Source organism: Bacillota bacterium (genome assembly GCA_012839765.1).
Lineage (GTDB): Bacteria > Bacillota > Limnochordia > DUMW01 > DUMW01 > DUMW01.
This window is the reverse complement of record DUMW01000016.1, coordinates 1-24,887: the sequence shown is the minus strand read 5'-3', so window position 1 is coordinate 24,887 and position 24,887 is coordinate 1. Positions and strand designations below refer to the sequence as shown.

Sequence of the window (24,887 nt, the reverse complement as noted above, 5' to 3'; positions counted from 1 at the left end):
TTGTTAGGAACAGGCGGGATCTCCCGGGTTGCCGTATGTTCTCAGTGTCTAGCGTGCCGAGCTCTCAGACCCCGGAGTGCTGGCCCGAACTCACCATTTTCTCGCGCTCGGGTCAGTGTTGTCTTCTACGACGTAAAACGCATCGACCTACCTCATTGACGTTTTTCGAGGCTCAATCACTTCAGCTTTCGCTTTCGGCCCGCTAGCTTGCCTCCCTACGCTTAAACCAGTCAGTCACCTGGCTGGCTCCAAGGGCTGGCTACAAGCTGGTTGGTTAAACCTTTTCTTGACCGGATTCCCACCGGCTAGAACACACGCCATTTCCCGGCCGCACTTACGTTTACGTTTTGGACACCTTGAGTTGCCTGCAGGTGAACCGGTGAACTTGACGATTGTCTTGGAACCAGAATAGGCCTACGCTAGAACAACTACCAGTACCTTGGCAGTCCTGAACCAAAAAGGGCCGTCTTTCTGGAAATGATGTGCTTTTGTCGGTTCTACAGAACATGATGTCCCTTGAGATGGGATGGACCTTTGGGATAGTACCATCCCGTTCATTGGTGTCAATGTGGTCACCGGTAGCAGCCGAGTTCCCCCGGGATCTGGAACCAACAGCATAGGTGAGGATCCTGTAAATGATGTCCCTCCAAAAGTTAGGATAATCAAAGCTTCTCTTTCTCCTTAGTGTTACCATAAATACAACTACTACTAAGGAGGGATGTGACGTGTCTTTCAAAGTAGCCTTCATCGGTGCCGGGAGTATTGGGTTTACCCGTCGGTTGTTAAGGGATTTGTTGTCTGTAGAAGCGTTTAGGGATGTTCAAATTGCCTTTACCGACATCAACGAGCGGAATTTGGACATGGTTACCCAGTTGTGTCAGCGGGATATTGCAGCCAATGGACTGGATATTACAATCGAAGCGACCACCGACCGTCGGAAAGCTTTAACCGATGCCGACTATGTAATCAATGTAGTGCGGGTCGGGGGGCTTGAGGCCTTTACGCTGGATGTTGAAATTCCCTTGAAGTATGGGATTGACCAATGTGTGGGAGACACCCTGTGTGCCGGGGGAATTATGTATGGACAGCGGGGTATTCCGGTCATATTGGATTTCTGCAAAGACATTCGGGAGGTGGCGGCCGAGGATTGTATTCTCTTCAACTACGCCAATCCTAATGCGATGTTGACCTGGGCGGCGAACAAATACGGCGGGGTGAAGACGGTCGGACTCTGTCACGGTGTGCAAGGTGGCCACCGGCAAATTGCGGAAGTGTTGGGTCTGCCCAAATCGGAAGTGGAGATTGTCTGTGCTGGTATCAACCATCAGACCTGGTACATCAAGGTCCAACACAAGGGGAAGGATCTCACGGGTCAGCTGCTAGAAGCCTTTGAAAAGCATCCAACCTATAGTCAGACCGAAAAGGTCCGTATTGATATGCTCCGTCGCTTCGGCTATTACAGCACCGAATCCAACGGTCATCTTAGTGAATACGTACCGTGGTATCGGAAGCGCCCCGAAGAGATTCCCCAGTGGATTCATCTGGGTCGCTGGATCGACGGTGAGACCGGCGGGTATTTACGGGTCTGCACGGAAGGTCGCAACTGGTTTGAAACCGACTTTCCCAACTGGCTGAAGGAGCCACCCCTCAAGTTTGATCCTGCGGAGCGCAGTGAAGAACATGTCTCATACATTATCGAAGGGTTGGAGACCGGACGGTTGTACCGGGGCCATTTCAATGTGGTGAATAACGGTACCATCACCAATCTTCCCGACGATGCCATCGTGGAAGTTCCTGGTTACGTCGATTCATTGGGCATACATATCCCCAAGGTTGGCGACCTGCCCTTAGGCTGTGCTGCAGTTTGTAATGCAAGTATTTCCGTACAACGGCTGGCGGTGGAGGCGGCGGTGCGTGGTGACGACTTCCTACTCAGACAGGCTATGATGATGGATCCGTTGGTGGGGGCCGTTTGCAACCCGCCGGAGATTTGGCAAATGGTGGACGAGATGCTGGTGGCCCAGGCCCAGTGGCTGCCCCAGTATACCGCGGCTATTGAGGCTGCGAAGAAACGGTTAGCCCGAGGGGACTTAATCCCTACAAAAGACTATAAGGGGGCGGCTCGCCTGCCCATCCGCACCACTGAAGAGTTGGCCCAGGATCGTAAGAAGGCCACGGAAAGTGCCGCCGCTGCGGACAAATCCCAGGTATAGGGGGGAGGCCGATGCTAGAGTTGCTAAGGGCCGAGGTATGCACCGCATGCAAGATGTTGCCGGAACATGGTTTGGTGATTCTGACCTGGGGCAATGTGTCGGCCATTGATCGGGAAAAGGGGCTGGTGGTGATCAAGCCCTCTGGTGTTCCATACGAAGATCTTACTGCGGAACAGATGGTGGTGGTGGATCTGGAGGGTAACCGGCTAGAAGGGACCCTCCGCCCTTCATCGGATTTGCCCACCCACCTAGAGCTTTACCGGGCCTTTCCCCAGGTGGGGGCTGTGATCCACACCCACTCCCAATGGGCTACCATCTGGGCCCAGGTGGGTAGGGGAATCCAACCCTACGGTACCACCCACGCGGATTACTTCTACGGGCAGATTCCCTGTACCCGGCCCCTTCGCGCCGATGAGGTTGCCGGGGACTATGAGCGGAATACGGGCAAGGTGATCGTGGAGACCTTTCAGACTATCGATTACGAACAGATGCCTGCGGTACTGGTTCACCGCCATGGTCCCTTTTGCTGGGGTACTAACGTCAAGGAGGCCCTCGAAAACGCGGTGACTTTGGAACAGGTGGCTTGCATGGCCTGGCATACCGAATCCCTGCTTCAGTGCAGGACTTCACCGTTGGATCAGAGTCTTTTGGACCGCCACTTTTTCAGAAAACATGGTGCCAGCGCCTATTATGGACAATAACCCTAGGATAGGTCTGTCTATTGCCCGAGGTCGTGATATCGTCCATCGGGTACGGTGCCTAGCCTTAGAGACCAGACCGTAACATTGTCTGCTGCCTGCCAGACCCACCAATCTAGGCGGGGGCAGAAACCGCCTATACGAAAGGCGGTTTCTGCCCCCGCTTGCCTTCTTGAATCTGTCGTTCTGTCAGCGCCCGGACACGGTACTGGTGGAGCGCAGACTGGAGATAAACAAGAAAGTTAGCCGCTTCTTTCGAACAGAGGGGCGGCTCAAAGGGTTGATCGTGCCTTTAGCCCGGACCTTGTAGGCACCATTTGGTATTAACGCTTATACCTACCGAGGACACAGGGATGCGCCTACTCAGACCCTATCGATCTATAACCGGGGGACTTCGCTGTTGCTGGACAAAGCAGTGATTACAGCTGAAAGCCTTGATATATAAAGCAGATGCCCCTATCCAAGGCTTGAACAAACAAGCACAGATTTTGTACCCGGTTTTCGTTAATCATTGAAAAAAATCTATAATCAAAGCAGGAATTGTGCCCGATAGCCTCGAATTAATATGTCGTATAGGGATATACGTATATACCTCGATGATGGTCGGTATTAGTAGGCCGCTGGTTTAGACTTACAGAGAGGATTTCCACAGGGAGGGAAAGGCCTTGACCAGACAAGTCGCGCTCTTTGCTGTTGCGGTAATCGTCCTGGGGGTGGTTGTAGGTACAGCCGAGGCGAATCCCATCGATGCGCTAAATGCATACTTGAGCTTGGATCCTTCTGTCCGACCGCCGCTTTCAGAACAATCCTTTGCAAAAGAACCCTTAAGTAGAGAACAGGCTGAGATGGCTGCAGCCATGTTATGGGCTGCGAGGAGCGAACAGATTCGGGCTGAGCGGAAGGACATGATGGACAGACGGGTCGTCTACATAAAGATGGGAACAGATATCTTTGAGATGCCGTTCTACTATAGGGTTTTTGGTGAACCGGTGGAGGGAAAGTATAGTCTTTACATATCCCTGCACGGTGGTGGCTCAACAAGCGCCGCGGCCAATGATCAGCAATGGGAAAACCAAAAGAACCTATACCAGCTAGAAGAGGGGATCTACCTGGCCCCCCGCGCTCCCGCTGACAGTTGGGATATGTGGCATCAGCCTCAGGTGGATCTGCTGTTGGATTGCTTGATCGAGAATATGATTGTATTCGAGAACGTAGATCCCAATCGCATATATCTGATGGGCTATTCGGCCGGGGGAGATGGGGTCTACCAGCTTGCTCCCCGGATGGCTGATCGTTTTGCCGCAGCTGCCATGATGGCAGGCCATCCAAATGATGCTGAACCCTACGGATTGCGAAACATCGGCTTTACGATCCAAATGGGAGGACAGGATTCGGCGTATAACCGAGCCAAAGTCGCGGCTGAGTGGAAGCAATGGCTCGCTGCGTTGCAGGCAGCTGACCCCGACGGATACAAACACTGGGTGCAGATTTATCCCCAGTATGGTCATTGGATGCAGGGGGCCGACAGGGTTGCCTTGCCCTGGATGGCTCAGTTTACCAGGGATCCCTATCCTTCCCGGGTGGTGTGGAAGCAGGACGACGTAACCCATACCCGGTTTTACTGGCTGGGGACCACTCCGGAAGAAGCCCGTCGGGCTCGGATGGTGATCGCCAATTATGAAGGCCAGGAGGTTCACCTTGAACGCTGTGCTGTGCGAGTGTTACAGTTAAGGCTCCATGACCGGATGCTGGATCTGGATCAACCAATTCGGGTAACCTGGGGAAAGGAAGTGTTGTTTGAGGGTATCGTTGCTCGTACCATTGAAGCGATTGCCTCGTCCTTGGAAGAACGGGCTGATCCAGAGTCGGTATGTTTTGCTGAGCTTTGGCTCGAAATCTAGTAATCCATCGTTGTACGTGGGTGTGTATGGAGGTCAAAAGATGGTTGTATCATTGAAGGACGTTGCCCGGGAAGCTGGCGTCTCCGTTTGCACTGTCTCCCGGGTGATAAACAATACCTACCGCCACAAGGTTAGTGACGCCACCCGAAAAAGGGTGTATGACGCCATGAAGAAGCTCAATTATGAGCCTAACCTGAATGCCCGTGGTCTTGTCAAGAAACGGACGCACCTCATCGGGTTATTGGTGTCGCGGCTAGTTGTATCCTTTGTATCGGAGATTGTGCAGGGTATCCAGGATGAAGCAGATAAGCACAACTACAGCATTCTGTTTTACAGCACATACAATGATGTGGTTAAGGAGAAGGCTTGCTTTGAGGCCCTTCGGCGGAAGCGGGTAGACGGTATCATCTATATGCCGGGGGCGGCAGATTTTTGTACCAGCGAAGACGGGAAGCGCTATTTGCAAAGCATCATCAGTCAAGGGACCAAGATTGTCCAAATGTGCTCTAACTATCCCGAATTTGATACTCCCTACGTGATCGTGGACAACGAGGCTGGGGGATATACAGCTACTATGTACTTGGTGTCACTGGGCCATACCCGGATTGCCCATTTTCACGAGAGTAGCACCCGGGATGGTGAGGAAAGATTTGTTGGTTATCAGTTGGCCCTTGAGGAGGCAGGGATTCCCTTCGCCCCCGAACTGGTCAGACCTTGCCGCTATGATTGGCGGAGTGGTTATGAAGCGATGCAGCAGTTGTTGGCCCTGCCCAACCGGCCAACGGCGGTCTTTGCCTGTGATGATATGTCCGCCTGGGGCGCCATGCAGGCAGTGACCGATGCGGGCCTTAGGGTCCCTGATGATGTTGCTATCGTTGGTTTTGACGATATTACCATTGCACCATTTCTTCCTGTGGCGTTGACTACGGTTCACCAACCCAAAGGAGACCTGGGTGCGCTGACCGTTGACATGCTACTTAAGTATATTGACGGTCAACAACCATTGAATTACGTTCTTAAGCCTGAACTGGTGATACGCCAGTCCTGTGGTGGAAGTTCTTTGTCACGTTTTGAGTCGGTCATACGCAAGTAGTAGCTCCATGGGATGAAGGCAAAAAGGGCAGCAGATCCCCAGATTGGTTTTTACAGTTTAGGATAAACGCTTGTACCTCAACGGTACTGATTGAGGAGCTTGAAGGCGTCGTTCTTATGGACTGAGGGAAACTTGGTAGAACGAGGACCGTGATGTTCAGCACAGGTTCTAGCTGGCGATCCTCTCTTCTTTTCCGGTCATGGCCAAGGAGTCGACGTATAGTGGAAAACCCGTTACTTGGGGTATTTATGGGAGGATAGTCCGGTAGGCGACCGATGAGGAGGTCAATTGTTGGAACCTGATAACGGTAGTTCGGGCACAGTGGTTCCTCGGTAAAGGATGATTCTGGATAACGAAAGCTTAGCGTTGAGGGGAGTGATGCCGCAAAGGGGATCAATTGTACTGTCGTAGGTGGGAGTTGCAATTGAGGTGAGAAAGTCAACTACATGAAAGGAGATTCCACATGAAAGTAAGAAACGCTACAATTCTGAGGATCCTCGCTGTGTATTTGCTGCTTCTCTCTGTATGGTCGGGTAACTGCTTGGCAAAGGATAGGCTGACGGTTCACCTTGTCTCCCTGCCACCGAACGCATTGAAGTATATTAGGGAGAATGTGATCCCCGCGTTTGAAAGCCAGTACGACTGTGAAGTTACAATTGTGAGCGTGGACTGGGGCAATCGCGCCGATGCGCTGATGGTGGCCACCGCGGCCGGTATTCCCCCGGATATTTTCATGAGCGGTGCGGAACATGTGAAGGAATTGGTTGAGCTAGGTCTTCTTTACTGCATCGATCAGGAATGGGCGGAGTGGGAGGACAAGGATGATTTCTTCCCGCCCACCCTGGGAAGTTCCACCTATGACGGGCGGCGGTACGGTGTACCCATCTACTTTGCGCCCCGGGTCTGGTGGTACCGCCAGCACATCTTCGATGAAAGTGGCCTTGATAGCTCAAACCCCCCTGCCACCTGGAGTGAGATGTTGACTACGGTGAAACGCCTCACCTTGATCGATGGGGATAACCGGGTTGTAAGGCAAGGATATGATCTATCGAGGACCTATCCAGCCGACATGCATGCCGCCTTCCAGGATTATATCGTCTATCTGTGGCAGGCCGGTGGGGAGCTGATTGATGAAATAACGCGTCAACCTTTATTCAACACCGATGCAGGTCGGGAAGCCCTGCAGTTCATGGTTGATTTGAAGGAAACGGTTATTCCCCCTGGAACGCAGTTGGCGGCTATTGGTGGAACAGGTGGGGCCTTTGCCCAAGGCAAAGCCGCGATCTACTTCGCAGGACCATGGGTACCGGCGGAAGTAAAGGAGGTAGCCCCTGGTCAAGCAGACGATGTTGCCGCGTTTTACAAGTTGGCCGGAAAAGGCGGCGCGTACAGTGTCGTGTTCAGTGATTGGCTGGGGATCCATTCGGCTAGCCCCAACAAGGAACTGGCTTGGCGGTTTATCCAAGCGCTCACTTCACCCGAGGCCCTGCTGGGTATGCATCTGCATACGGGACTGTTGGCGCCGCGGCGGTCCTTGATGATGGACTTTGTTGAGGAGGTGCCGGCGAGCCGTTACCTCTACGAGGGAATGGACTACATGCGCGCCTTCCCACCCGCTGCCGATTCTATGGAAATGAGAGAGGCATGGTACCAGCAGTATATGGAGGTTATGGAGGGCAAAAAGGATATCAGCAGTGCCTTGGCCGAAGCGGCCCTGTTGTGGAGTGTTATAGCTCAGTAACCAATCGGCGATTCTTTTCAATTGGTTGGACGGGGGTAGAACCCGTCCAACCTGTCTAATGCTTCTACCAGGTGTCCTGTTCCCCAAGGCAATCCCTTGACGAGGCTGCCGATGGGCCCGGAATACTGGGCATGAGTCTGTCCCCAAGAAGACTCTGAATACACATTAAGGACTGTAGATTAGTCCCAATCGAACATCATCCCCGATGAGCCCCACCCAAAACAGTAGCCCTAGCTCCCAAAAGGGTCATTGCAGCATCCTTTCACTCTAACGAAGGTCATCTCTTCTTAGATTCTATTCTGTCGCCGGTTTAGGAGTGGAGCAACGGGTCGACTCGGTGCACCCACTCGTCCCGTCGTCGTGTTATCTTGTCGGAAATGATGCACAGTGCCAGTCGTCCTCGGAAACGATGGCAAACTATCGGGGAAGGCCAGAAGGTGACCTTTGCATTTGTGCACGTATCGCCCGTGGGTCTGGACAAGCTTAGTGGAACGGTACTTGACGTTTTCATCTGCAATGATTATAATCCCTATACGCAAAGATTGCATAGAGAAGAAGTTTTTCTCATGCGAGATAGGGTCGTTTTCTGCAATTGCAGAAAACAAGCTTACATTACTCAACTAAGTGCACTCACTGATGTAAGGGCTGAAAGGGAGTTCTAGGGGGCGCACCGCCGCAGGTTCCAGCGACCGATGAACCTAGCTGGCTGTGCGGATAGCAGGAGAAAGCGAGGAAAGCCTAGGACGGGTGGGTTAGGAGCACGGAGGGATACCCCTGTTTGAAATGTTTGAGTATGACCCGTGCGGTAAAGGTACCCTGTCCATCTGCTCTCAGGTTTTCCCAAAACTGCTCCGTCGGAAAGGAATACGGCTTTTGTTTATTTCCCTGTTTGTACTGGCCAGAACATTTGTACCCATAGCAAGGGTTACCGGAGTCTGGTGGGGAAGTTACGGGCTTTGGGGGAGGGGCCGGGTCCAGAAAGGGTGGAGACTTGCCCGGAAGTGGCAGCCAAAAGCTCCCGGTGGTTGCTTTGGCCCTTGTAATCAGTCCCTTTTGCAGGTGTGGTTGCTGATTTCAACTGAACGGAGTGAGGGAGCTTGGTAGGAAAGCACTATCGGTTTCTGGACAGAATAGGGAAAGTGCCACGCACAGCGATGTTGGAACAAGAAGACTGGTATGTCTGGGGTGCGACGATGGCAAAAACCCCCGATGGGCTGTGTCATCTCCTCTTTTCCCGGTGGCCCAAGGTGAAAGGGTTCAATGCCTGGGTGACCCACTCGGAAATTGCCCATGCCGTCGCGGATCATCCCTTGGGACCCTACGTGGTACAGGGGACGGTGTTCAAAGGAAGGGGCGGAACGGCCTGGGATGCCGATGTTGTTCATAACCCCCAAATGATCTACCATGCCGGCCGGTACTATCTTTATTACATGGGCACCAGGGGACCCGGTGGCTTTTGGGATTACCGGAATCGCCAACGGATCGGAGTTGCGGTGGCGGATCACCCCGCAGGGCCTTGGGAACGTTTGCCGGAACCCATAATCAATGTAACCCCTGGCGCCTGGGACAGCTTGATGATGTCCAACCCGGCTTGCTGTTATTTTAAGGGCAAGTTCTATCTCCTGTATAAAGGGGTAAACCACAGTCCTACTCCCCAGGAGGGGTCGGTCCGCTATGGTGTGGCGATCAGTGATTCGCCCACTGGTCCTTTTGTCAAGCATCCGGCCCCGGTGATTGAAAACCCCACCACAGGATGGTCGGTGGAGGACGCTTATGTCTGGGCCGAAGGGGAATATCTGTATTGCCTTGTAAAGGATTTCCAAGGATACTTCACCAAGGCGGAGCGGAATACCTTGGCACTGTTCTATTCCACCGATGGCCTCAAGTGGGAGCCCTGTGAGCAGCCCCTTGCCCTGCGGCGGGAGATTATCTGGGAAGACGGTACTCGACAGGAAGTCCACCGATTGGAGCGGCCCCAGCTGTGGTTGGAGAATGGCAAACCGGCGGTTCTGTTCTGCGCTTGCCTGCCGGAGCAAGAGGCCAATACCAGCTTCAACCTGCATATTCCATTGACCGATGTCGGCAAGTAGCGTCATTACCTTTCGATAGTGGGTAGTTTTCACCTATTCAAGGAGAATCACAACACCGAATTGGTGCTGTTTACGGTTTAGAACCTGGCCGAGAGGAAGGTTGGGTTGACCTTCCGGTCTTACGTCTGTCCATGCCAGGCCAGTACATGTGGATTTGTTAGGCCATCTTTATCAAGTCTATAAGCGAATCGACAGGGATTTGTGGTCGCTCTTGTCGAATGGGTACTCACCGGAAAGGTGCCTCTTTTTGGGTTATTCCTTTGGTTTGCTAACCAATGAATTGCCCATGTGGAGGCACCGTTCCTTTATCTCTTGCCATTTTTTGAAGTAACCCTGCAGAATCTGGACCAATACCTTCCATCGCACCTTTGGGGTTAACTTCCAAGATAAACTATTGTATCATTGATGAAAACATATAGCCTATACAGGAGGTCCCTGCGGTGATCGATATTACCTTACCTTTGGTATCAACCTTGCCCCTATGGCCTGGGGATCCACCCTTTGTGTGGACCGCGGTCAGTTCCATGCATGAAGGGGCGGCATACAATAATTCCAAGATTGAACTGGGAGTACACTGTGGGACCCATATCGACGCTCCCAATCATTATCTTGCTGATGGGCCGACGGTGGAGGCCCTTCCTTTGGATGTATTGATCGGTCCTTGTCGTGTGTTGGATCTTAGCCATGTGGATACCCTCATTACCGCTGCGGTACTGGAGAAATATGAGCTTGCGGGTTGTTCGCGGCTACTGCTTAAGACCCGCAATTCAAAGCTGCTGCACACCGGTGAGTTTCACAGGGACTATGTGGCGTTAGGGGAGTGTGGGGCAAGGTATCTTTTGGAGCAGGGTGTGAAGCTAGTGGGGATCGATTATTACTCCATCGCCCCCTACGATGATCCGGAGACGGTGCATCGATTGCTCCTTGCCAAGAATGTGGCCATTCTGGAGGCGGTGGACTTGGCTTCAGTGGCGGCGGGCCAGTATGAACTGATCTGTCTTCCACTACTCATTCCCGGAGCCGATGCGGCACCGGTGCGGACGGTGCTGCGCGGGCTGCTTGGCACATAGCAAAGGAGCTATTGTAAAGGATTTGCCCGACCGATGCCGAACTTATGTAACAATTGCAAGACGGAGGTTATCAGGTGGAGCCTACGGGAAGAGCTATCGTCTATGAAGGGGTACAGGCTAATACCAAGCTTAGTGTCATTGATGCGGTGCTAATGAACCTAGTGGTCAGCATGACAAATCCATTCCTAGGTGTTTTCGTGCTACGCTTGGGAGCCTCGGATTTTCTGCTCGGCTTGGTGACCAGTCTGCCGGCCTTAATCAATGTTTTGTTTTTCATTCCAGCCACCCAGCTGGTGCGCCGGGCCACCGCCAGGTTACCCATAGTGATTAGGTACGCCTTTGTGGGTCGAACCACGTATCTTTTGTTTGCCTTGTTGGTCCTGCTGCCTTTGCCTGGTCCCTTGAAGGCGTTGGTCTTTGTGCTGCTGCTGGCAGCCATGAATATTCCAGGTACGGTGACTAGCTTGGCCTGGACCGAGATGTTCGGGCGGATCTTTCCCGATGAGAAGCGTGCGGAGGTGGTGGCTTGGCGCCATATGTTCGGGGGTATTGCCGCCATGTTGGGGACGCTGCTCAGCGGTTATTTCCTGGACCTGGTTGCCTTTCCCGTTAATTTCGCTGTTGTATTTTTCGCAGCCTATTTGTTAGCGATGGGGTCAGTCTACACCTTTATTCAAACCACCGAGTCCCCTGGTGGCTATGCTCAGTCCGACGCACCTTTTAAACTGGCCCCTCTGTTCGCTGGGGCCCAGGGTGGGCGGTTCAAATACTTTTGTCTGGCGGTTTTTGTGATGCAGCTGGGAGTTTTCATGACTGCACCGGTGAGTACGGTGTATTTGGTGGAAGAGCTTTCTTTGTCCAACGTGCATCTGGGGTCTTTGACTACCAGCACTAGCCTTGCCACCATCTTTGCTTCGCTGCTTTGGGCCTATGTGGCCGGTAAGTGGGGGCACAGTCTGGTCCTGATGCTGTCCATGGCGGGGATCGGGGCCTTTTCCTTGCTGTTTGTTTTGCATGATACGTTACTCTATCTGTTGGCTTTGCACCTGTTTTTGGGGGTCTTTAACGCAGGATACGGGATGAGTGTCTTTAATCTTCTGTTGGAATATGCGGATCCTCAGTACAAGACCAACAGTATTGCCTTTTACCATACGGTGGTGAACCTTGCGGCCTTCAGTGCTCCTTTTTTGGGTGCGACCCTGATTGGACGTGTTTCCTTCGGTGTGATCTTCTTGGTGGCCGGAGTGCTCCGGCTGTTGGGTGTTGTGCTGCTTTTTGGTACCGGGGAGCTAGGTAAGTTCTTTAGGAGGGATGCCAATGAAACTTATAATTGCCGTGGTTAGAACAAGCGATGAAAAGGAACTGCTGGACGAGCTTTTCAGCAGGGGTTTGACCGCGACGAAACTGGCCAGTACCGGGGGATTTCTTAAACAGGGGAATACCACTTTGCTCATTGGTCTGCCCGACGAAAAGACAGAGGAAGTGGTGGAATTAATCAAAAGCATCTGCAAGCCTACGACCACAGTGATCCCCCAGATGCCGCCCAGTACCGTCTTCACGCCGGGCCTGCCCAGCAAGCCTGTGGAGATTACCACCGGTGGGGCGAAGATCTTCGTGTTGGACGTGGCAGGATACTACGAATGAAGTGGGTGCCCGGGACCTTTGTACGTCGGTTGAACCGTTTTGTGGCTGAGGTTGAGGCCCCAGCGGATAACTTTGCCCATGTTCCCTCCTCGGGGCGCATGAGGGAACTTCTGCTTCCCGGCAGCAACGTTCTGTTGAAAGATAAGGGAGTGGGGGAGTGGAAGTACCGATACCAGTTATGCTTTGTCCAGACCGGTTCCCTTTGGGTGTCCATCGATTCCTTACTCCCCAACCGGCTGGTGGCCCAGGCTTTGCAGAACCGCTGGTCTTTGGGTTTACCTCCCTATTCCTCCTTTCGGCGAGAAGTAAGCTTTGAGGGCAGTCGCTTCGATTTTCTTCTGGAGGGTCCCCAGCCTGTGGTGGTGGAAGTGAAATCGGTGACCTTGGTGGAGGCCGGTTGGGCCATGTTTCCCGATGCCCCCACCGAACGGGGCGTTAAGCACCTGCGGGAACTGATCCAACTGCGGGGAAAAGGCTATTTGTGTTTCGTGCTCTTTGTGGTGCAAAGGGAAGACGCCCAACGGTTCAAGCCCAATGAGGGGGCTCATCGGGAGTTTGCAGAGGTGTTGCGGGAAGCCCGGGCCTGCGGGGTGGAGCTACGGGCCTATGATTGCCGGGTGACGCCCCCTGAAGTGAGTCTGCGCAGGGAAATCCCCGTGGATTTCTGATCAAAAGAAGGAATTTCGATGGTCAGTGGCTAATATTACTATCGACACAAACGCAAACGTTTGCGTCGGAGGCGATCCTTTGAAGAAAGATGTTACCATCAAAGATGTAGCCAAACGGGCCGGTGTGGCCCCTTCTACCGTTTCCCGGGTGCTCACCAACAGTCCCGGGGTGGGACCGAAAACCCGGGAACAGATTAAGAGAATCCTGCGGGAGATGGGGTACCGACCCAATGCGGCGGCAAGGGGTTTAGTGCACAGCAAGAATCAGGCCATTGGGTTAGTGGTGCCCTGTGGTCTTTCCCTCTATTTTGGCAACCCCTATTTCACCGAGGTGGTCAGTGGCATCGCGGAGACCGCCGCCACCCGGGGTTATCACCTGGTGCTGTATACCCCGCCCCCCGGAGAAGGGGCGGGTCCCATCATTACCGATCGCCGCACCGATGCCTTCATCGTGATGGGTACGAAGCGGGACGATCCCCTTTTGCCCATGCTGCAGGAATGGGGTGTGCCCGTGGTCCTGATTAACCGCCGACAGCCGCGGCTGCCAGGGATCTATTGTGTGGATGCAGCCAACGAGGAGGGGGGGAGGCTTGGGGCCCAGTTTCTGGCCGGGCGGGGGATTGAAGAAGTGGCTGTCTTGATGGGGCCCAGGGATGCTCCTGTGGCTTGGGATCGCTACCAGGGCTTCGTCCTGGAATGTGAACGGCTGCAACTGCACATCACCGCAGAGCTAGAGGGGGAATTCCTAGAAAATCGGGCCTATGAATTGGTACGGGAGTTGATCGGCACAGGACGGCTTCCCCAGGCCTTCTTTGCTGTCAATGATATGATGGCCATCGGGTGTTTACGGGCCTGTCGGGATCTGGGGGTGAAGGTCCCGCAGGAGGTCTCGGTTTTGGGGTTCGATGACATCCAGTTGGCCACCTTTGTCACCCCGAGTCTTACCACCATCCGCCTGCCCACCTATGCCATGGGGGCGGAGGCGGCCCGGGTGGCTATTCGTGGTGTGGAGGGGGAGTCGGCGGAGGAACTGACTGTCTTGCCGGTGGAACTGGTGGAGCGAGCCAGTGTGAGGTAGAACGATGTGGTTAGCAAGACGACGAGGAGGATGGAGCATGGCCAAGACTTTTGCGATGGTGCTGGAGGAGTTTAACAAGCCCTTGGTGCCCACGGAAGTGGAGATCCCGGAGCTCACCGAGGGCCAGATCTTGGTGCGGATCAGTTACGCGGGGATTTGTGGTTCCGACGTGCACATGTGGCGGGGGGAAGATGCGCGTACGCCTCTGCCGATGATCCTCGGCCATGAGGGTGTGGGGTATATTGAGAAAATCAAGGGTGAAGTCAAGGACATCAACGGTGTGCCTCTGAAGGAAGGGGACTTTATCCTGTGGAGTCGATCCGTCAGCTGTGGCAAGTGCTATTACTGCCGGATCGCCATGACGCCGGAACGGTGTCCTCAGCGCTGGACTTACGGAATTCACCGGGGCTTTGCGGAACCTCCCCATCTGTTGGGCTGCTATGCGCGGCACATCGTCGTGGAGGCGGGCACCGATATCTTCCGGGCGGATCCAAACAAAATCGACCCGGCGGTGTTGGTATCCGCGTCCTGTTCTGGAGCCACCGTGGCCCATGCCTTTGAGCTGGGACGGCCCCAATTTGGCGACGTGGTACTGGTTCAGGGAGCAGGACCTTTGGGTCTATACGGGGTGGCCTTCGCCAAGCAGAGTGGTGCTTCCCAGATTATCGTTATTGCGGGTACCGAATCCCGGTTAGAGCTAGCCAAGAAACTGGGGGCTACCATGGTTTTGAACCGGCGGAAGACTTCGTTGGAGGAACGGAAGGAACTCATTATGGAGGCTACCTATGGTCGCGGGGTGGATGTGGCCCTAGAGGCGGCGGGGACTGTGCCGGCCTTTGAAGAAGGAATTACCCTGTTGCGTCCCGGGGGTACTTACCTGTCCGTAGGGTTTGGTGTTCCGGCGGGGACTACGGAACTGGATTGCTTTGAGATCGTCAGGAGAAACCTGAAGATCCAAGGGGTCTGGGTCAGTGACACCCGCCATACCCATCAAGCGTTGGCTGTATTGTACAACGACGCGGAGGCCTTCTCCGAGATTGTCAGCCACCGGATCCCCTTGGCGGAGGCGGACCGGGCCCTGGAGTTGATGGGCAGTCAACAAATGGTTAAAGGTGTATTGGTGTGTAGCTAAAAGGAGGTCAGGATCATGAGCAAGCTTTTGCAGACAGAATATGTGGGATTGCAGTTGAAAAGTCCGGTGTTGGCGGCTTCCTCCAATATTACCGGGACCGTGGACGGGATGCGCCGCTGCGAGGACAATGGGGCGGGGGCAGTGGTGATGAAGAGCCTCTTCGAACAGGAAGTGTGTCGGCAGGCTCCTACCCCCCGGTTTTACATTATCGAACATAATATGGGCACTTACAAGACCTTTTCCTTCTATTCCTACGAGCAGGCCAGTGTGTGGGATGTGGATCGCTACTGCGAAGAGATCCGACGGGCCAAGGAATCCCTGGAGATCCCGGTGATCGCGAGTATCAACTGCATTAGCCAGGAAGGTTGGGTGCATTACGCCAAGATGTGCGAGCAGGCGGGAGCCGATGCCTTAGAACTCAACGTCTCCTGTCCCCATGGCTCCGTGACCTTCCGGGGCCTTAATGTGGAGCAGGAGATCGCGGCCATTGTGGATCTGGTGCGCCGCAACGTCTCTTTGCCCATCGTGGCGAAGCTCAGCCCCATGCTCACCTCGCCCATGCAGGTGGCTTTGGATGTGGAGAAAAACGGTGCCGATGCCATTGTAATCTTTAACCGGATGACAGGACTAGAGATCGACGTAGATAGGGAAGAACCGGTGTTGCACGGCGGCTATGCGGGACATGGCGGACCTTGGGCGATTCAGTATCCCTTGCGCTGGATCAGCCAGATTTATCCCAAGGTGCAATGTCAGCTCAGTGGCAGCGGTGGGGTGAGCGAAGCCCAGGACGTGATTAAGTACGTGCTTTGCGGTGCCACCGTAGTCCAGGTCTGTACCGCGGTCTTCATGCAGGGCTACGAAATCTTCCAGCGGCTGAACCGGGGTATGGAAAGACACTTGGAAGCTAAGGGATATGGGAATATTGGAGAGTTGCGGGGCAAGATCGTTCCGAAGCTTAAGGGCACCGAAGAAGTGGATCGGCGCCACTGGCTGCTGGCGGACATTGACCAGGAACACTGCAACGCATGCGGTATCTGCCAGCGGGTGTGCACCTTCTTTGCGGTGGACAACATCGATGGGAAGTATGTAATTAACGATCAGTGTGACGGTTGTGGCATGTGCTATGTCCGTTGTCCCCAGAAGGCCATCGTGATGGAGGATTACCAGGGACAAGTGGTGATGTCAAGGAGGTAGGGACCATGATCACCAAGCGGCTGAACCTCAACGGGGTGACGATTCCGGTCCACCTGTGCCATACGTTGGTGGTGGGAAGTGGTGCCGCCAGTCTCAATTGTGCGTTGCACCTGTACGATTTGGGCGTGAAGGATGTGGCTATCGTTACCGAAAGACTTGGGGGCGGAACTTCCCACAACTCTGGTTCCGATAAACAAACCTACTACAAACTCTCCCTGTTTGGAGATGAACCGGATTCGGTCTACGAGATGGCCCGCACCCTGTTTGACGGTGGCTGTATGCACGGGGATATCGCGTTGGTGGAGGCCACCCTGTCCCCCCAGGAGTTTTACCACCTGGTGCAATTGGGTGTGCCCTTTCCCCACAACCGCTATGGGGGTTATGTAGGCTATAAGACCGATCATGACCCGAGGATGCGGGCCACCTCTGCCGGGCCCTGGACCTCGAGGATGATGGTGCAAAGCTTGCTGCGGGCCGTTAGGCAGCGGGAGATCCCCATCTTAGATGAGATGGAGATCATTGCTTTGCTTACCGCCGGTGCGCCCAAGCGGGTGGTGGGGGCCTTGGGGATCGACAAAGGGAAGGTCCAGGGAGACAATTACGGTTTTACCGTCTTTTGTTGTGAAAATGTGGTCTTTGGCACCGGCGGGCCCGGCGGATTGTACAAAACCGCGGTCTACCCTGTGGGTCATCTGGGGAGTAGCGGTGTGGCGGTGGAAGCGGGGGCGCCCTTGGTGAATGTGACCGAGTGGCAATATGGGTTGGCCTCCACTCAGTTTCGCTGGAATGTATCTGGTACCTACCAGCAGGTGATCCCGCGGTATATCAGCACCGACCAGGAGGGAGGGGATGTGCGCCAGTTTCTCAATGAATACTTCCCCACCATGGGGAAACTGGCCACGGCCATCTTCCTGAAAGGGTATCAATGGCCCTTTGATCCCCGGAAGATCGCCAATTACGGTTCTTCCCTCATCGATCTGTTGGTATATATCGAAGTGGTGCAGCGGGGCCGGCGGGTTTTCCTGGACTTCCGGGAGAATCCCTCCGGTGAAGGGGTGCTGGAGGACTTTAGCTTTGAGCAATTGGAACCCGAGGCCTACAACTACTTGAAAAACTCCCAGGCCCTCTTTGGAAAGCCCATCGACCGCTTGCTGAAGATGAACCCCCATGCGGTGGATCTGTATAGGGAGCACGGAATTGATCTTACCAAGGAGCCCTTGGAGATCGCGGTTTGTGCCCAGCATCAAAATGGGGGTCTGGAGGGAGATGTGTTCTGGCAGTCAGAGCTGGGTCATTTCTTCCCCATCGGGGAGGCCAACGGTACCCACGGTATCTACCGACCCGGCGGTTCTGCACTCAACTCGGGCCAGGTGGGTGGTCTGCGGGCTGCCCAGTATATTGCCCATCGCCAAGGGGACAGTTCCCTAGACTATGCGGACTTCTGTCGGCTAGTGACCCAGCAGATCGACGGTTATTGGCAATTGGCTCGAAAGGCTTTAGACCGAGGTCAGGGTAATCCCCGGGCCCAGGAACGGGAAGAGATGCAGACGCGGATGAGCAAGGTGGCCGCACACATCCGGCGCAGGGAGGACGTGGAACAGGCCTTGACAGAGGCCAAGGAACAATGGCAACGCTTAAGAGACGGCGAAGTGGCTTTGCGGGGGCAGGAGGAACTGGTGGCCTTCTTCCAGGACCGACAGTTAGTCCTTTTGCAGGTGGCGGTGCTCACCGGTATTGAGGATTATTTACGACGGGGTGGAGGAAGCCGTGGTTCTTACCTGGTTCTAGCCGACGAAGGCCAGGAACTCATTCCCGGGTTCAAGCAGTGGCGAGCCCTGCCCGAGCGGGAGGATCTGAGGCAACAGATCCAGCGGATCCGCTTCGACGGAGAACAGTTCCACGTGGAATGGATCCCGGTCCGGCCAATTCCTGTCGATGACTTCTGGTATGAAAACGTCTGGGAGGAATACCGGCAAGGGAAGGTCTTTGGTTAACAAAAAAGAAGGAGGAGCTAATGTGGCTCCTCCGGCTTTACATATGCGCTTCTAGCAATGAACGACTGTGTTTATCTAATTCATTTAGGTTCGGAATCTCGTAGCGGTTGCCGTCTACGTCCTTGATGATGAGCCGCCACTTTGAGTAACGGCGTAGGTTATACCTGCCGCGGACTTCAAAGGTGTGACTGCCCCGATCGGTTTCCACTTGCCAAGTGAGGACACCAAACTCCTCACCGATGTGGTAAATCCGCTTGATCTTGGGGATGAAGTAGAAGGTGTCCAGTTCTTCGGCCACGATCTGACGTGAGACAGGATCTAGCTCTTCATAGTTGGGTAGGATCCCGATTTCCTGCTTTGTGCCTGCATCCCGAAAGGCCACCATGGTAGTAAGTTCGTCGTTCAAAGGAAACGGCCGGAAGATCTCCACATTAGAGAATACGGTGCCCCTGACCTCCATCTTGATCTCACCCTGATCGTTTTTGGTGAGACTGATCTCCTGGGGCGATAACCTACTTACTTGTTCCTCTTTCGCTTCTAAGCTGGTTTGCATTTTTTACACCGCCTTCATTTTTGAAATCTCCGTCTGCAACTGCCACAGACGGCTGAAAATACCTTTTTGAGCTAATAGCTCTTCATGGGTGCCCATCTCCACGATGCGGCCGTTTTCCACCACCACGATCCGGTCCGCATTCTTCAAAGTGCTAAGGCGATGGGCGATGGCTATGGTGGTCCGGTTGGCCACCAGATTGTCAATGGCTTCTTGGATTAATTTTTCAGTTTCAGTATCCACCGCGGAGGTGGCTTCGTCAAGGATTAAAATCCGCGGGTTTTTCAATATGGCCCGGGCGATGGAGATCCTTTGCTTCTGACCTCCCGAAAGCCCCGTACCCCGTTCGCCTACGACAGTATCGTAGGCGTCGGTAAACTCCATGATGAACCTGTGGGCATTGGCGGCCTTGGCCGCCACGATGATCTGCTCCAGAGAGACATTGGGCAGACCATACGCGATGTTCTCGGCGATGGTCCCGGTGAATAGGAAGGGTTCCTGGGGGACGATCCCGATTTGGGCCCGCAGACTCCGCAGGTTATAATCCCGCACATCGATGCCGTCGATGAGCAGTTGTCCCGCACTGACATCGTAGAAGCGGGGGATGAGACTGGCAATGGTTGATTTCCCGGCGCCGCTGGAGCCCACAAGGCCAATCATCTCTCCCGGTTCGATGGTGAGATTGATATCCGACAGCACCTCTTCATCGGACTCATAACGGAAATGGACGTGGCGAAACTCGATATGCCCCGTTATCCGCTCCACGACCTTTCCGCCGGTCTTCGCGTGGGACTCGGGCTGGGTGTCCAGTACTTCGAATACCCGCTCGGCAGAAGTCACTGCCTGTTGGATCATGCCGCTTAGGTTGCACAAGGCCTGCACTGGACCGTAGAATTGCCACATGTAGTTGATGAAGGCAATTAACGTTCCTGCACTCACCGCGGCGGCCGGGTTTAAAATCAGTTGGCGACCGCCGATGAGCCAAACCAGGATTACGCCGGTGGTCATCACCAAGGAGATGCCGGGATAAAAGAAACTTTCAAAGTTGGAAGCCTGGATGTGCTGTTGCATCAGCTCATCGCTCTGCTCCGCAAACCTTGCTGATTCGCTCTCCTCGGTAGTGAAGGCCTTGACCACCCGAATTCCCGGGATGGTATCCCCCAAAAGGGCGTTCAGATCGCTGAACCGCCGCCATACACGTCGGTAGACGTTTTTCAATCGGCGGGTGAAGACCAGGGTCAGTAGGGCCACGATGGGGGCTGGCAGCAAAGCTAAGAAGGCCAAGCGCAGATTCATGGTGAACAGCACAATGCCGATTCCCACCAGCGTGGTGATGTTTACCACCGTCTGAGGCAGCACCTGGACGATGAAATGCTGCAGTTGGTTGGTGTCGCTGGTGACCCGGGCCATGATTGCGCCGGTGGGCCGTTTTTCAAAATAGCTGAGGCTCAACCGCTGCAGATGATCATAGATGGCAGTCCTTAGGTCGAAAATGATATGCTGTCCCAGCCAGCCCGAAAGACGGATCCTTATGGCAGATAACACGTTGATGGTCACATAGGTGGCCACCAGAATGAAGATGGTCTGCATGAGCAAGTTCAGATTCCCCTCGGGGAAGACCCGGTCGATCAGAGTTCTGGTGAGGATCGGGGGTACCAGTTGCAGGGCCGTGATGCCGAGGACCAGGATGACTAGCATTGCCACTTGAAATCTATAGGGTTTGGCGAAGTGAAGTAAGCGGCGCAAAGTCTGTCCCTTGTCGATACAGTGCAGACATACATCGGACCCCGGAGGCAAGGCCCGGTTACACTTGGGACAACGAGTCAGCTCTTCCTGTTCCGAAGGGTGTTTGCGCGCTTCCTCGGGGCTGCTTACCTCCTGTCCAATAGGTTTGAATTTCAAGGCCAGCGCATCCGCGTCCTTGGCGTGGGTGCGGGAAAACCGTGCCACCGGGATGGTTTTCTCTTTGGTTCTTGCCTCCAATATGCCGTTGCCGTACATGTGCCGAACGTGTAACTCCCGGATCTGGTCCCGGGGCAGTTCCAGCAGTATGACCGGTGTGTCGCCCTCTCTTTTCACGGTGATCAACCGCTCGTCAGTGAGTAAGACCGCACCCTCGGTATACCATCCCTCTAAGGAAAGATCGGTGGGACACTGACTGACCAAGGTTTCAGAAGAGTTGAGCAATTGTGTATACAGACCAGTGGGTTTGGAATCCTCCGCCTGTTGCAGGGGTAATTTTCGCCTTGGCGCTACCATAAGGAAGCCTCCCTGAATCCTGCCTAAGCTCTATTGAATTTTGCCGGGAATTAGAGAAGGTATGACAAACAACTCCTGATAAACTCGCAAGCTGGCTTAATGTGCACAAAATGGGTTAACATGCTGATTCGCCCTCATTATACCCGCTTGGTTTTCGGGTTGCAAGGGGTTAATGGCGGAAAAATCTAATCTGGGGCAATTCAATGATAACAGGCGTTAGTTGGACGTAGTGGTCCCTATTGGTCGGTTTTTTCCGCCAGAGGGGAAAGAAAGGGGGAAATTGATGAAAACCAGCGGATATAGGGCCATGTCCCAGGGGCCAGGGGTGTCCTTCCGGTGTTTTTTTCCAGGGGAACATAAACCCAGGACCGCTGCATATATTGAAAGCGGAAGGGGCAAAGAACATGAGAAAGAAGCGTACCGGTCGTACCAGGACTGCACAAAACAAGTTGTTCGTTCTGGCTTTGGCCAGTGTTCTTTTTTTTGTGGGAGCCATGGCCAAAGTGTCTTTCCGTATTCTGCAGTGGGATCTTTCTACATATTTTAAATCCTGGCTGGCCGAGGGGGCCGGGACGGGCTACCTACTTTTGCGGGCGGGTCTGCCTGCCTGTTGTGAACTGGAGGGGTCTTTGGCGGAGCAAAGCTCCCTGGAGCGGGGCTGGTCGTCTTTACTGGATGTTTTGGAGACCGATTGGACCGATCCATTGCACATTCTAGCGTCCGAATTACCTTCTTTGCGACACGTACCCAATGTGCCTCCCCAGTATGACAATGATGGGCAGAGTACCCCGGAACCGGCTGCGATGGAGGAAGAAGAGACCCTCGCTGCCCTTGGTCCCCTGCGGTTACCAGAACCGGTGCCGCAGGTGCAAGAATTGCTCCCGCCATCCCGGGTGCCGGAACCGGTGGTCACCGTTCAGGGGCCCCTGGTGGCGCTATATCATACCCATGCCTCGGAGTTATATCACCGACCGGGGATGAACCTGGAGTTTGACTCCTACCATTTGGCCAACAGCACCGACACGGGCATCATCCAGGTGGGTCAGCACCTGGCGGCAAGCCTAGAGTCCCTGGGGGTGCCCACCATCCATTCCTTAGTCCTGCACGATACCCCCAGCTTTACCAGGGCTTATCAGGAGTCGGCCAAGACCGTCACCGAGCTGGTACGGGAGTACCCCACCTTACAGATGATCTTTGATATCCATCGGGATGGGGCCAAGGGAGCCCAGTACATTACCAACATTGATGGCCAGCCCACCGCGCAGATCTTGATCGTGGTTACCACCGACGATTATCTTCCCAATCCCAACTGGCGGGAGAATTACGCCTTTGCCACGGAACTCAAAAGGGAGATGGATCAGTTATATCCGGGCCTGTGCCGGGGTATAATGGTGGTGAGAGATAGCAGATTTAACCAACACTTACACCCGCAGCTGCTGTTGTTAGAAATAGGAAATTACAATCACACCATTGAACCAGCCCTGAGGAGTGCAGAGCTTTTGGCTAACGTGATCGCCAAGCTGGTGAAGGAGAAGAAATTGCGGTAGGCAATAGCGGTGGACAAGCCCGGGACTATTGCAGGAAAAGGGATTCGGGAGGATAATAGTACGGAAAGGGTAAAGATGGGAGTAGATCGTATGTCGAATCGCCAGGTGGCCCGAAACGCCACCATTGTGATGATAGGGATTTTCATCAGCCGGGTGCTGGGTTTGGTGCGGGAGCGGGCGGTGGCTCAGGTCTTCGGTCGAACCCTGGAGACCGACGCCTATTTTGCTGCCTTTGCCATTCCCGATCTAATGTACTATCTGTTGGTGGGAGGCGCTTTGTCCGCAGCCTTCATTCCTGTCTTCACTTCCTACCTGGCTAAGGATGACGAAGAGACCGCCTGGCATGTGGCCAGCACCTTCATCACCGTTACGGTGCTCCTTCTTTTGGCCTTTACCATCTTTGGCGAGATCTTTGCCGCCAAACTGGCTCCATTGGTGGCCTACGACTACTCTGGTTCCCAACTGGCCTTGCTGGTCCGCTTGATGCGCATCGTCTTTCCCGCTGTACTCTTCACGGCCCTAGCAGGGCTGGAGATGGGGGTGCTGAATAGCTATCAGCATTTTACGGCCCCGGCGGTGGGTCCGATCCTATATAACCTGGGAATCATTTTGGGAGCTTACGCCCTAGGTCCCCGCATGGGGATCTATGGGATGGCCTTGGGCTTGGTGGCGGGGGCCTTCAGCAATTTCGCCATTCAACTGCCAACAATGTTGAAATTCAGCCGGGCTTATCGCCCGAATCTGGATCTGCGCCATCCGGGAATTCGCCAGATTGGGATTTTGATGTTCCCGGCCATGATCGGTCTATCGGTAAACCAGCTAAACCTGATGATTGGTCAGAACCTCGCCTCGGGGCTAGTGGAGGGGAGTATCACCGCTTTGCGGCTGGCCAACCGGCTTATGCAGTTTCCCTTGGGGGTTTTTGCCATGGGGATCTCCACCGCTATCTTTCCCTTGCTTACGCGCCTTGCGGCCACCGAGGCCCGCGGTGAGCTGAAACGCACCTACTCTTTGGGATTACGTACGGTGCTCATCATCACCATCCCCGCAGCGGTGGGACTTTTTGTCCTCGGGGAGCCCATCGTGCGTTTGCTTTTTGAGACCGGTGAGTTTACCCCTCAGGACACCCAGGCCACGGCCTTCGCCCTGTTTTTCTATGCCTTGTCCCTGCCGGCCCTTTCGGGGATTCAGCTGACCAGTAAGATGTTCTATGCCCTTTACGAACCCCAGGTGCCGGTGAAGATCGGGATTTTGTCGATTGTTGTGAATACGGGTTTAAGTCTGATCTTCCTACGTTGGACCGGGCTTGAGCACGGCGGTTTGGCCTTGGCCTCCACCGTGGCCACCACCATCAACTTCGTCGTATATCTCTTCCTGCTTCGCCAAAGGCTCGGTAGTATCGACGGTACCCGGATTGGGAGCAGTGTGCTCAAGTCCATCGTTGCTTCCCTTGTCATGGGTTTGGTGGTCTATGGGACCAGCAACTGGGTGGGCAACTGGGTTTCCGTAGGTACGGTCCGGGGGAAGGTGCTCCAGGTGTGTCTGCCGATGCTGGTGGGTGTGGGTGTTTACGGGCTGTTCTTACTGCTTTTTCGCATGGAGGAGTTGGAGTTTCTGCTCGGTGCCCTCAAAAGACGTAGGAAGCAGTCGGCCCAAGGGGCAGACCAGTAACACCTTTTCCCTTTCTCTCCTGAACAACCGTATAGTCGGGATGGAAACAGGTATCCTAATACCGTGATCTTGTTTTCCCTGGGCCTTAGGGCCACGACTATACAAAGGAGAAGAAGGTAGCATGCACAACAACAAGACACCTATCGTACAGGACATGACGAAGCTGCATAGGGACCTGCAAAGTTTCCAAGGCAACTTCAAGTTGGACCGCAGTGGGTTCGACCCGAAAATCCCAGGCCACACCACCGCCCATGATATGATCCTCCGGCAGCCGCCACGTACCGCCAAGGACATTGGGGCGGGGATCGGTCTGCCGAAAGAAGTCCGTTTAGAGATGGGCCTTA

The 24,887-nt window shown here is 54.3% G+C and carries 19 protein-coding genes; 17 read left to right on the top strand and 2 right to left on the bottom strand.

Going from position 1 to position 24,887, the window contains the following annotated elements; translation table 11 throughout:
- Window positions 1–725 precede the first annotated feature (725 nt).
- The 14 genes from GXX57_01670 (at window position 726) to GXX57_01605 (ending at window position 18,516) form a co-directional block, all read left to right on the top strand.
- Window positions 726–2,213, top strand: a complete 1,488-nt coding sequence (locus tag GXX57_01670) for an alpha-glucosidase/alpha-galactosidase (protein ID HHV43363.1) — start codon at window positions 726–728, stop codon at window positions 2,211–2,213.
- Window positions 2,214–2,224: 11 nt separating this feature from the next.
- On the top strand, window positions 2,225–2,914 hold the full coding sequence (locus GXX57_01665; protein ID HHV43362.1) for an L-ribulose-5-phosphate 4-epimerase: 690 nt from the start codon (window positions 2,225–2,227) through the stop codon (window positions 2,912–2,914).
- Window positions 2,915–3,576: 662 nt separating this feature from the next.
- On the top strand, window positions 3,577–4,812 hold the full coding sequence (locus GXX57_01660) for an alpha/beta hydrolase (GenBank protein ID HHV43361.1): 1,236 nt from the start codon (window positions 3,577–3,579) through the stop codon (window positions 4,810–4,812).
- A gap of 40 nt (window positions 4,813–4,852) precedes the next feature.
- Window positions 4,853–5,905 carry a LacI family transcriptional regulator gene (locus GXX57_01655; GenBank protein ID HHV43360.1) on the top strand — a complete coding sequence of 351 codons (1,053 nt, stop codon included), beginning with the start codon at window positions 4,853–4,855 and terminating at the stop codon, window positions 5,903–5,905.
- Window positions 5,906–6,368: 463 nt separating this feature from the next.
- A complete protein-coding gene (locus GXX57_01650; protein HHV43359.1) occupies window positions 6,369–7,646 on the top strand; it encodes an extracellular solute-binding protein in 1,278 nt (425 codons plus the stop codon).
- 1,154 nt (window positions 7,647–8,800) lie between these two features.
- Window positions 8,801–9,736 (top strand): sucrase, encoded by a 936-nt coding sequence (locus GXX57_01645; protein ID HHV43358.1) that lies wholly within the window; start codon window positions 8,801–8,803, stop codon window positions 9,734–9,736.
- Window positions 9,737–10,176: 440 nt separating this feature from the next.
- A complete protein-coding gene (locus GXX57_01640) occupies window positions 10,177–10,806 on the top strand; it encodes a cyclase family protein (GenBank protein HHV43357.1) in 630 nt (209 codons plus the stop codon).
- Between the two features lie 53 nt (window positions 10,807–10,859).
- Window positions 10,860–12,149, top strand: a complete 1,290-nt coding sequence (locus tag GXX57_01635; protein ID HHV43356.1) for an MFS transporter — start codon at window positions 10,860–10,862, stop codon at window positions 12,147–12,149.
- Complete coding sequence (locus GXX57_01630; protein ID HHV43355.1) at window positions 12,124–12,450, top strand: hypothetical protein; 327 nt, start codon at window positions 12,124–12,126, stop codon at window positions 12,448–12,450. Before GXX57_01635 ends, GXX57_01630 begins: the two co-directional genes overlap by 26 nt.
- Window positions 12,447–13,118 carry a DNA/RNA nuclease SfsA gene (gene sfsA, locus GXX57_01625; GenBank protein HHV43354.1) on the top strand — a complete coding sequence of 224 codons (672 nt, stop codon included), beginning with the start codon at window positions 12,447–12,449 and terminating at the stop codon, window positions 13,116–13,118. The genes GXX57_01630 and sfsA overlap by 4 nt, the downstream gene beginning before the upstream one ends.
- 79 nt (window positions 13,119–13,197) lie before the next feature.
- The gene (locus GXX57_01620; GenBank protein ID HHV43353.1) at window positions 13,198–14,196 is read left to right on the top strand and encodes a LacI family transcriptional regulator; all 999 of its coding nucleotides are present in this window, start codon (window positions 13,198–13,200) and stop codon (window positions 14,194–14,196) included.
- Window positions 14,197–14,233: 37 nt separating this feature from the next.
- Window positions 14,234–15,328, top strand: a complete 1,095-nt coding sequence (locus tag GXX57_01615) for a zinc-binding dehydrogenase (protein ID HHV43352.1) — start codon at window positions 14,234–14,236, stop codon at window positions 15,326–15,328.
- A gap of 15 nt (window positions 15,329–15,343) precedes the next feature.
- Window positions 15,344–16,522: a 4Fe-4S binding protein gene (locus GXX57_01610; protein HHV43351.1), complete on the top strand. Its 1,179-nt coding sequence runs from the start codon at window positions 15,344–15,346 to the stop codon at window positions 16,520–16,522.
- 5 nt (window positions 16,523–16,527) lie between these two features.
- Window positions 16,528–18,516, top strand: a complete 1,989-nt coding sequence (locus GXX57_01605; protein ID HHV43350.1) for an FAD-binding protein — start codon at window positions 16,528–16,530, stop codon at window positions 18,514–18,516.
- A gap of 37 nt (window positions 18,517–18,553) precedes the next feature.
- Here GXX57_01605 and GXX57_01600 read toward each other — a convergent pair whose 3' ends face one another.
- Window positions 18,554–19,069, bottom strand: coding sequence for a DUF1854 domain-containing protein (locus GXX57_01600; protein ID HHV43349.1), 516 nt, complete (start codon window positions 19,067–19,069; stop codon window positions 18,554–18,556).
- 3 nt (window positions 19,070–19,072) lie between these two features.
- A complete protein-coding gene (locus GXX57_01595; protein HHV43348.1) occupies window positions 19,073–21,325 on the bottom strand; it encodes an ABC transporter ATP-binding protein in 2,253 nt (750 codons plus the stop codon).
- A 404-nt stretch (window positions 21,326–21,729) separates the two neighbouring features.
- Here GXX57_01595 and GXX57_01590 point away from each other — a divergent pair, with 404 nt between their 5' ends.
- From GXX57_01590 to GXX57_01580, 3 genes are all read left to right on the top strand, one after another.
- Window positions 21,730–22,872, top strand: a complete 1,143-nt coding sequence (locus tag GXX57_01590) for a hypothetical protein (GenBank protein ID HHV43347.1) — start codon at window positions 21,730–21,732, stop codon at window positions 22,870–22,872.
- A 90-nt stretch (window positions 22,873–22,962) separates the two neighbouring features.
- Window positions 22,963–24,543 (top strand): murein biosynthesis integral membrane protein MurJ, encoded by a 1,581-nt coding sequence (murJ, locus tag GXX57_01585; GenBank protein HHV43346.1) that lies wholly within the window; start codon window positions 22,963–22,965, stop codon window positions 24,541–24,543.
- A gap of 154 nt (window positions 24,544–24,697) precedes the next feature.
- Window positions 24,698–24,887: ferritin Dps family protein (locus tag GXX57_01580; GenBank protein ID HHV43345.1), on the top strand; the 190-nt coding region annotated here is incomplete at its 3' end.

Excerpts from the sequence above, each read along its gene's own strand:
- GXX57_01665 (HHV43362.1), top strand. The coding sequence starts at position 2,225 with ATGCTAGAGTTGCTAAGGGCCGAGGTATGCACCGCATGCAAGATGTTG.
- GXX57_01655 (HHV43360.1), top strand. The coding sequence starts at position 4,853 with ATGGTTGTATCATTGAAGGACGTTGCCCGGGAAGCTGGCGTCTCCGTT.
- GXX57_01650 (HHV43359.1), top strand. The coding sequence starts at position 6,369 with ATGAAAGTAAGAAACGCTACAATTCTGAGGATCCTCGCTGTGTATTTG.
- GXX57_01645 (HHV43358.1), top strand. The coding sequence starts at position 8,801 with ATGTTGGAACAAGAAGACTGGTATGTCTGGGGTGCGACGATGGCAAAA.
- GXX57_01630 (HHV43355.1), top strand. The coding sequence starts at position 12,124 with ATGAAACTTATAATTGCCGTGGTTAGAACAAGCGATGAAAAGGAACTG.
- sfsA (HHV43354.1), top strand. The coding sequence starts at position 12,447 with ATGAAGTGGGTGCCCGGGACCTTTGTACGTCGGTTGAACCGTTTTGTG.
- GXX57_01615 (HHV43352.1), top strand. The coding sequence starts at position 14,234 with ATGGCCAAGACTTTTGCGATGGTGCTGGAGGAGTTTAACAAGCCCTTG.
- GXX57_01610 (HHV43351.1), top strand. The coding sequence starts at position 15,344 with ATGAGCAAGCTTTTGCAGACAGAATATGTGGGATTGCAGTTGAAAAGT.
- GXX57_01605 (HHV43350.1), top strand. The coding sequence starts at position 16,528 with ATGATCACCAAGCGGCTGAACCTCAACGGGGTGACGATTCCGGTCCAC.
- GXX57_01600 (HHV43349.1), bottom strand. The coding sequence starts at position 19,069 with ATGCAAACCAGCTTAGAAGCGAAAGAGGAACAAGTAAGTAGGTTATCG.
- GXX57_01595 (HHV43348.1), bottom strand. The coding sequence starts at position 21,325 with ATGGTAGCGCCAAGGCGAAAATTACCCCTGCAACAGGCGGAGGATTCC.
- GXX57_01590 (HHV43347.1), top strand. The coding sequence starts at position 21,730 with ATGAGAAAGAAGCGTACCGGTCGTACCAGGACTGCACAAAACAAGTTG.
- murJ (HHV43346.1), top strand. The coding sequence starts at position 22,963 with ATGTCGAATCGCCAGGTGGCCCGAAACGCCACCATTGTGATGATAGGG.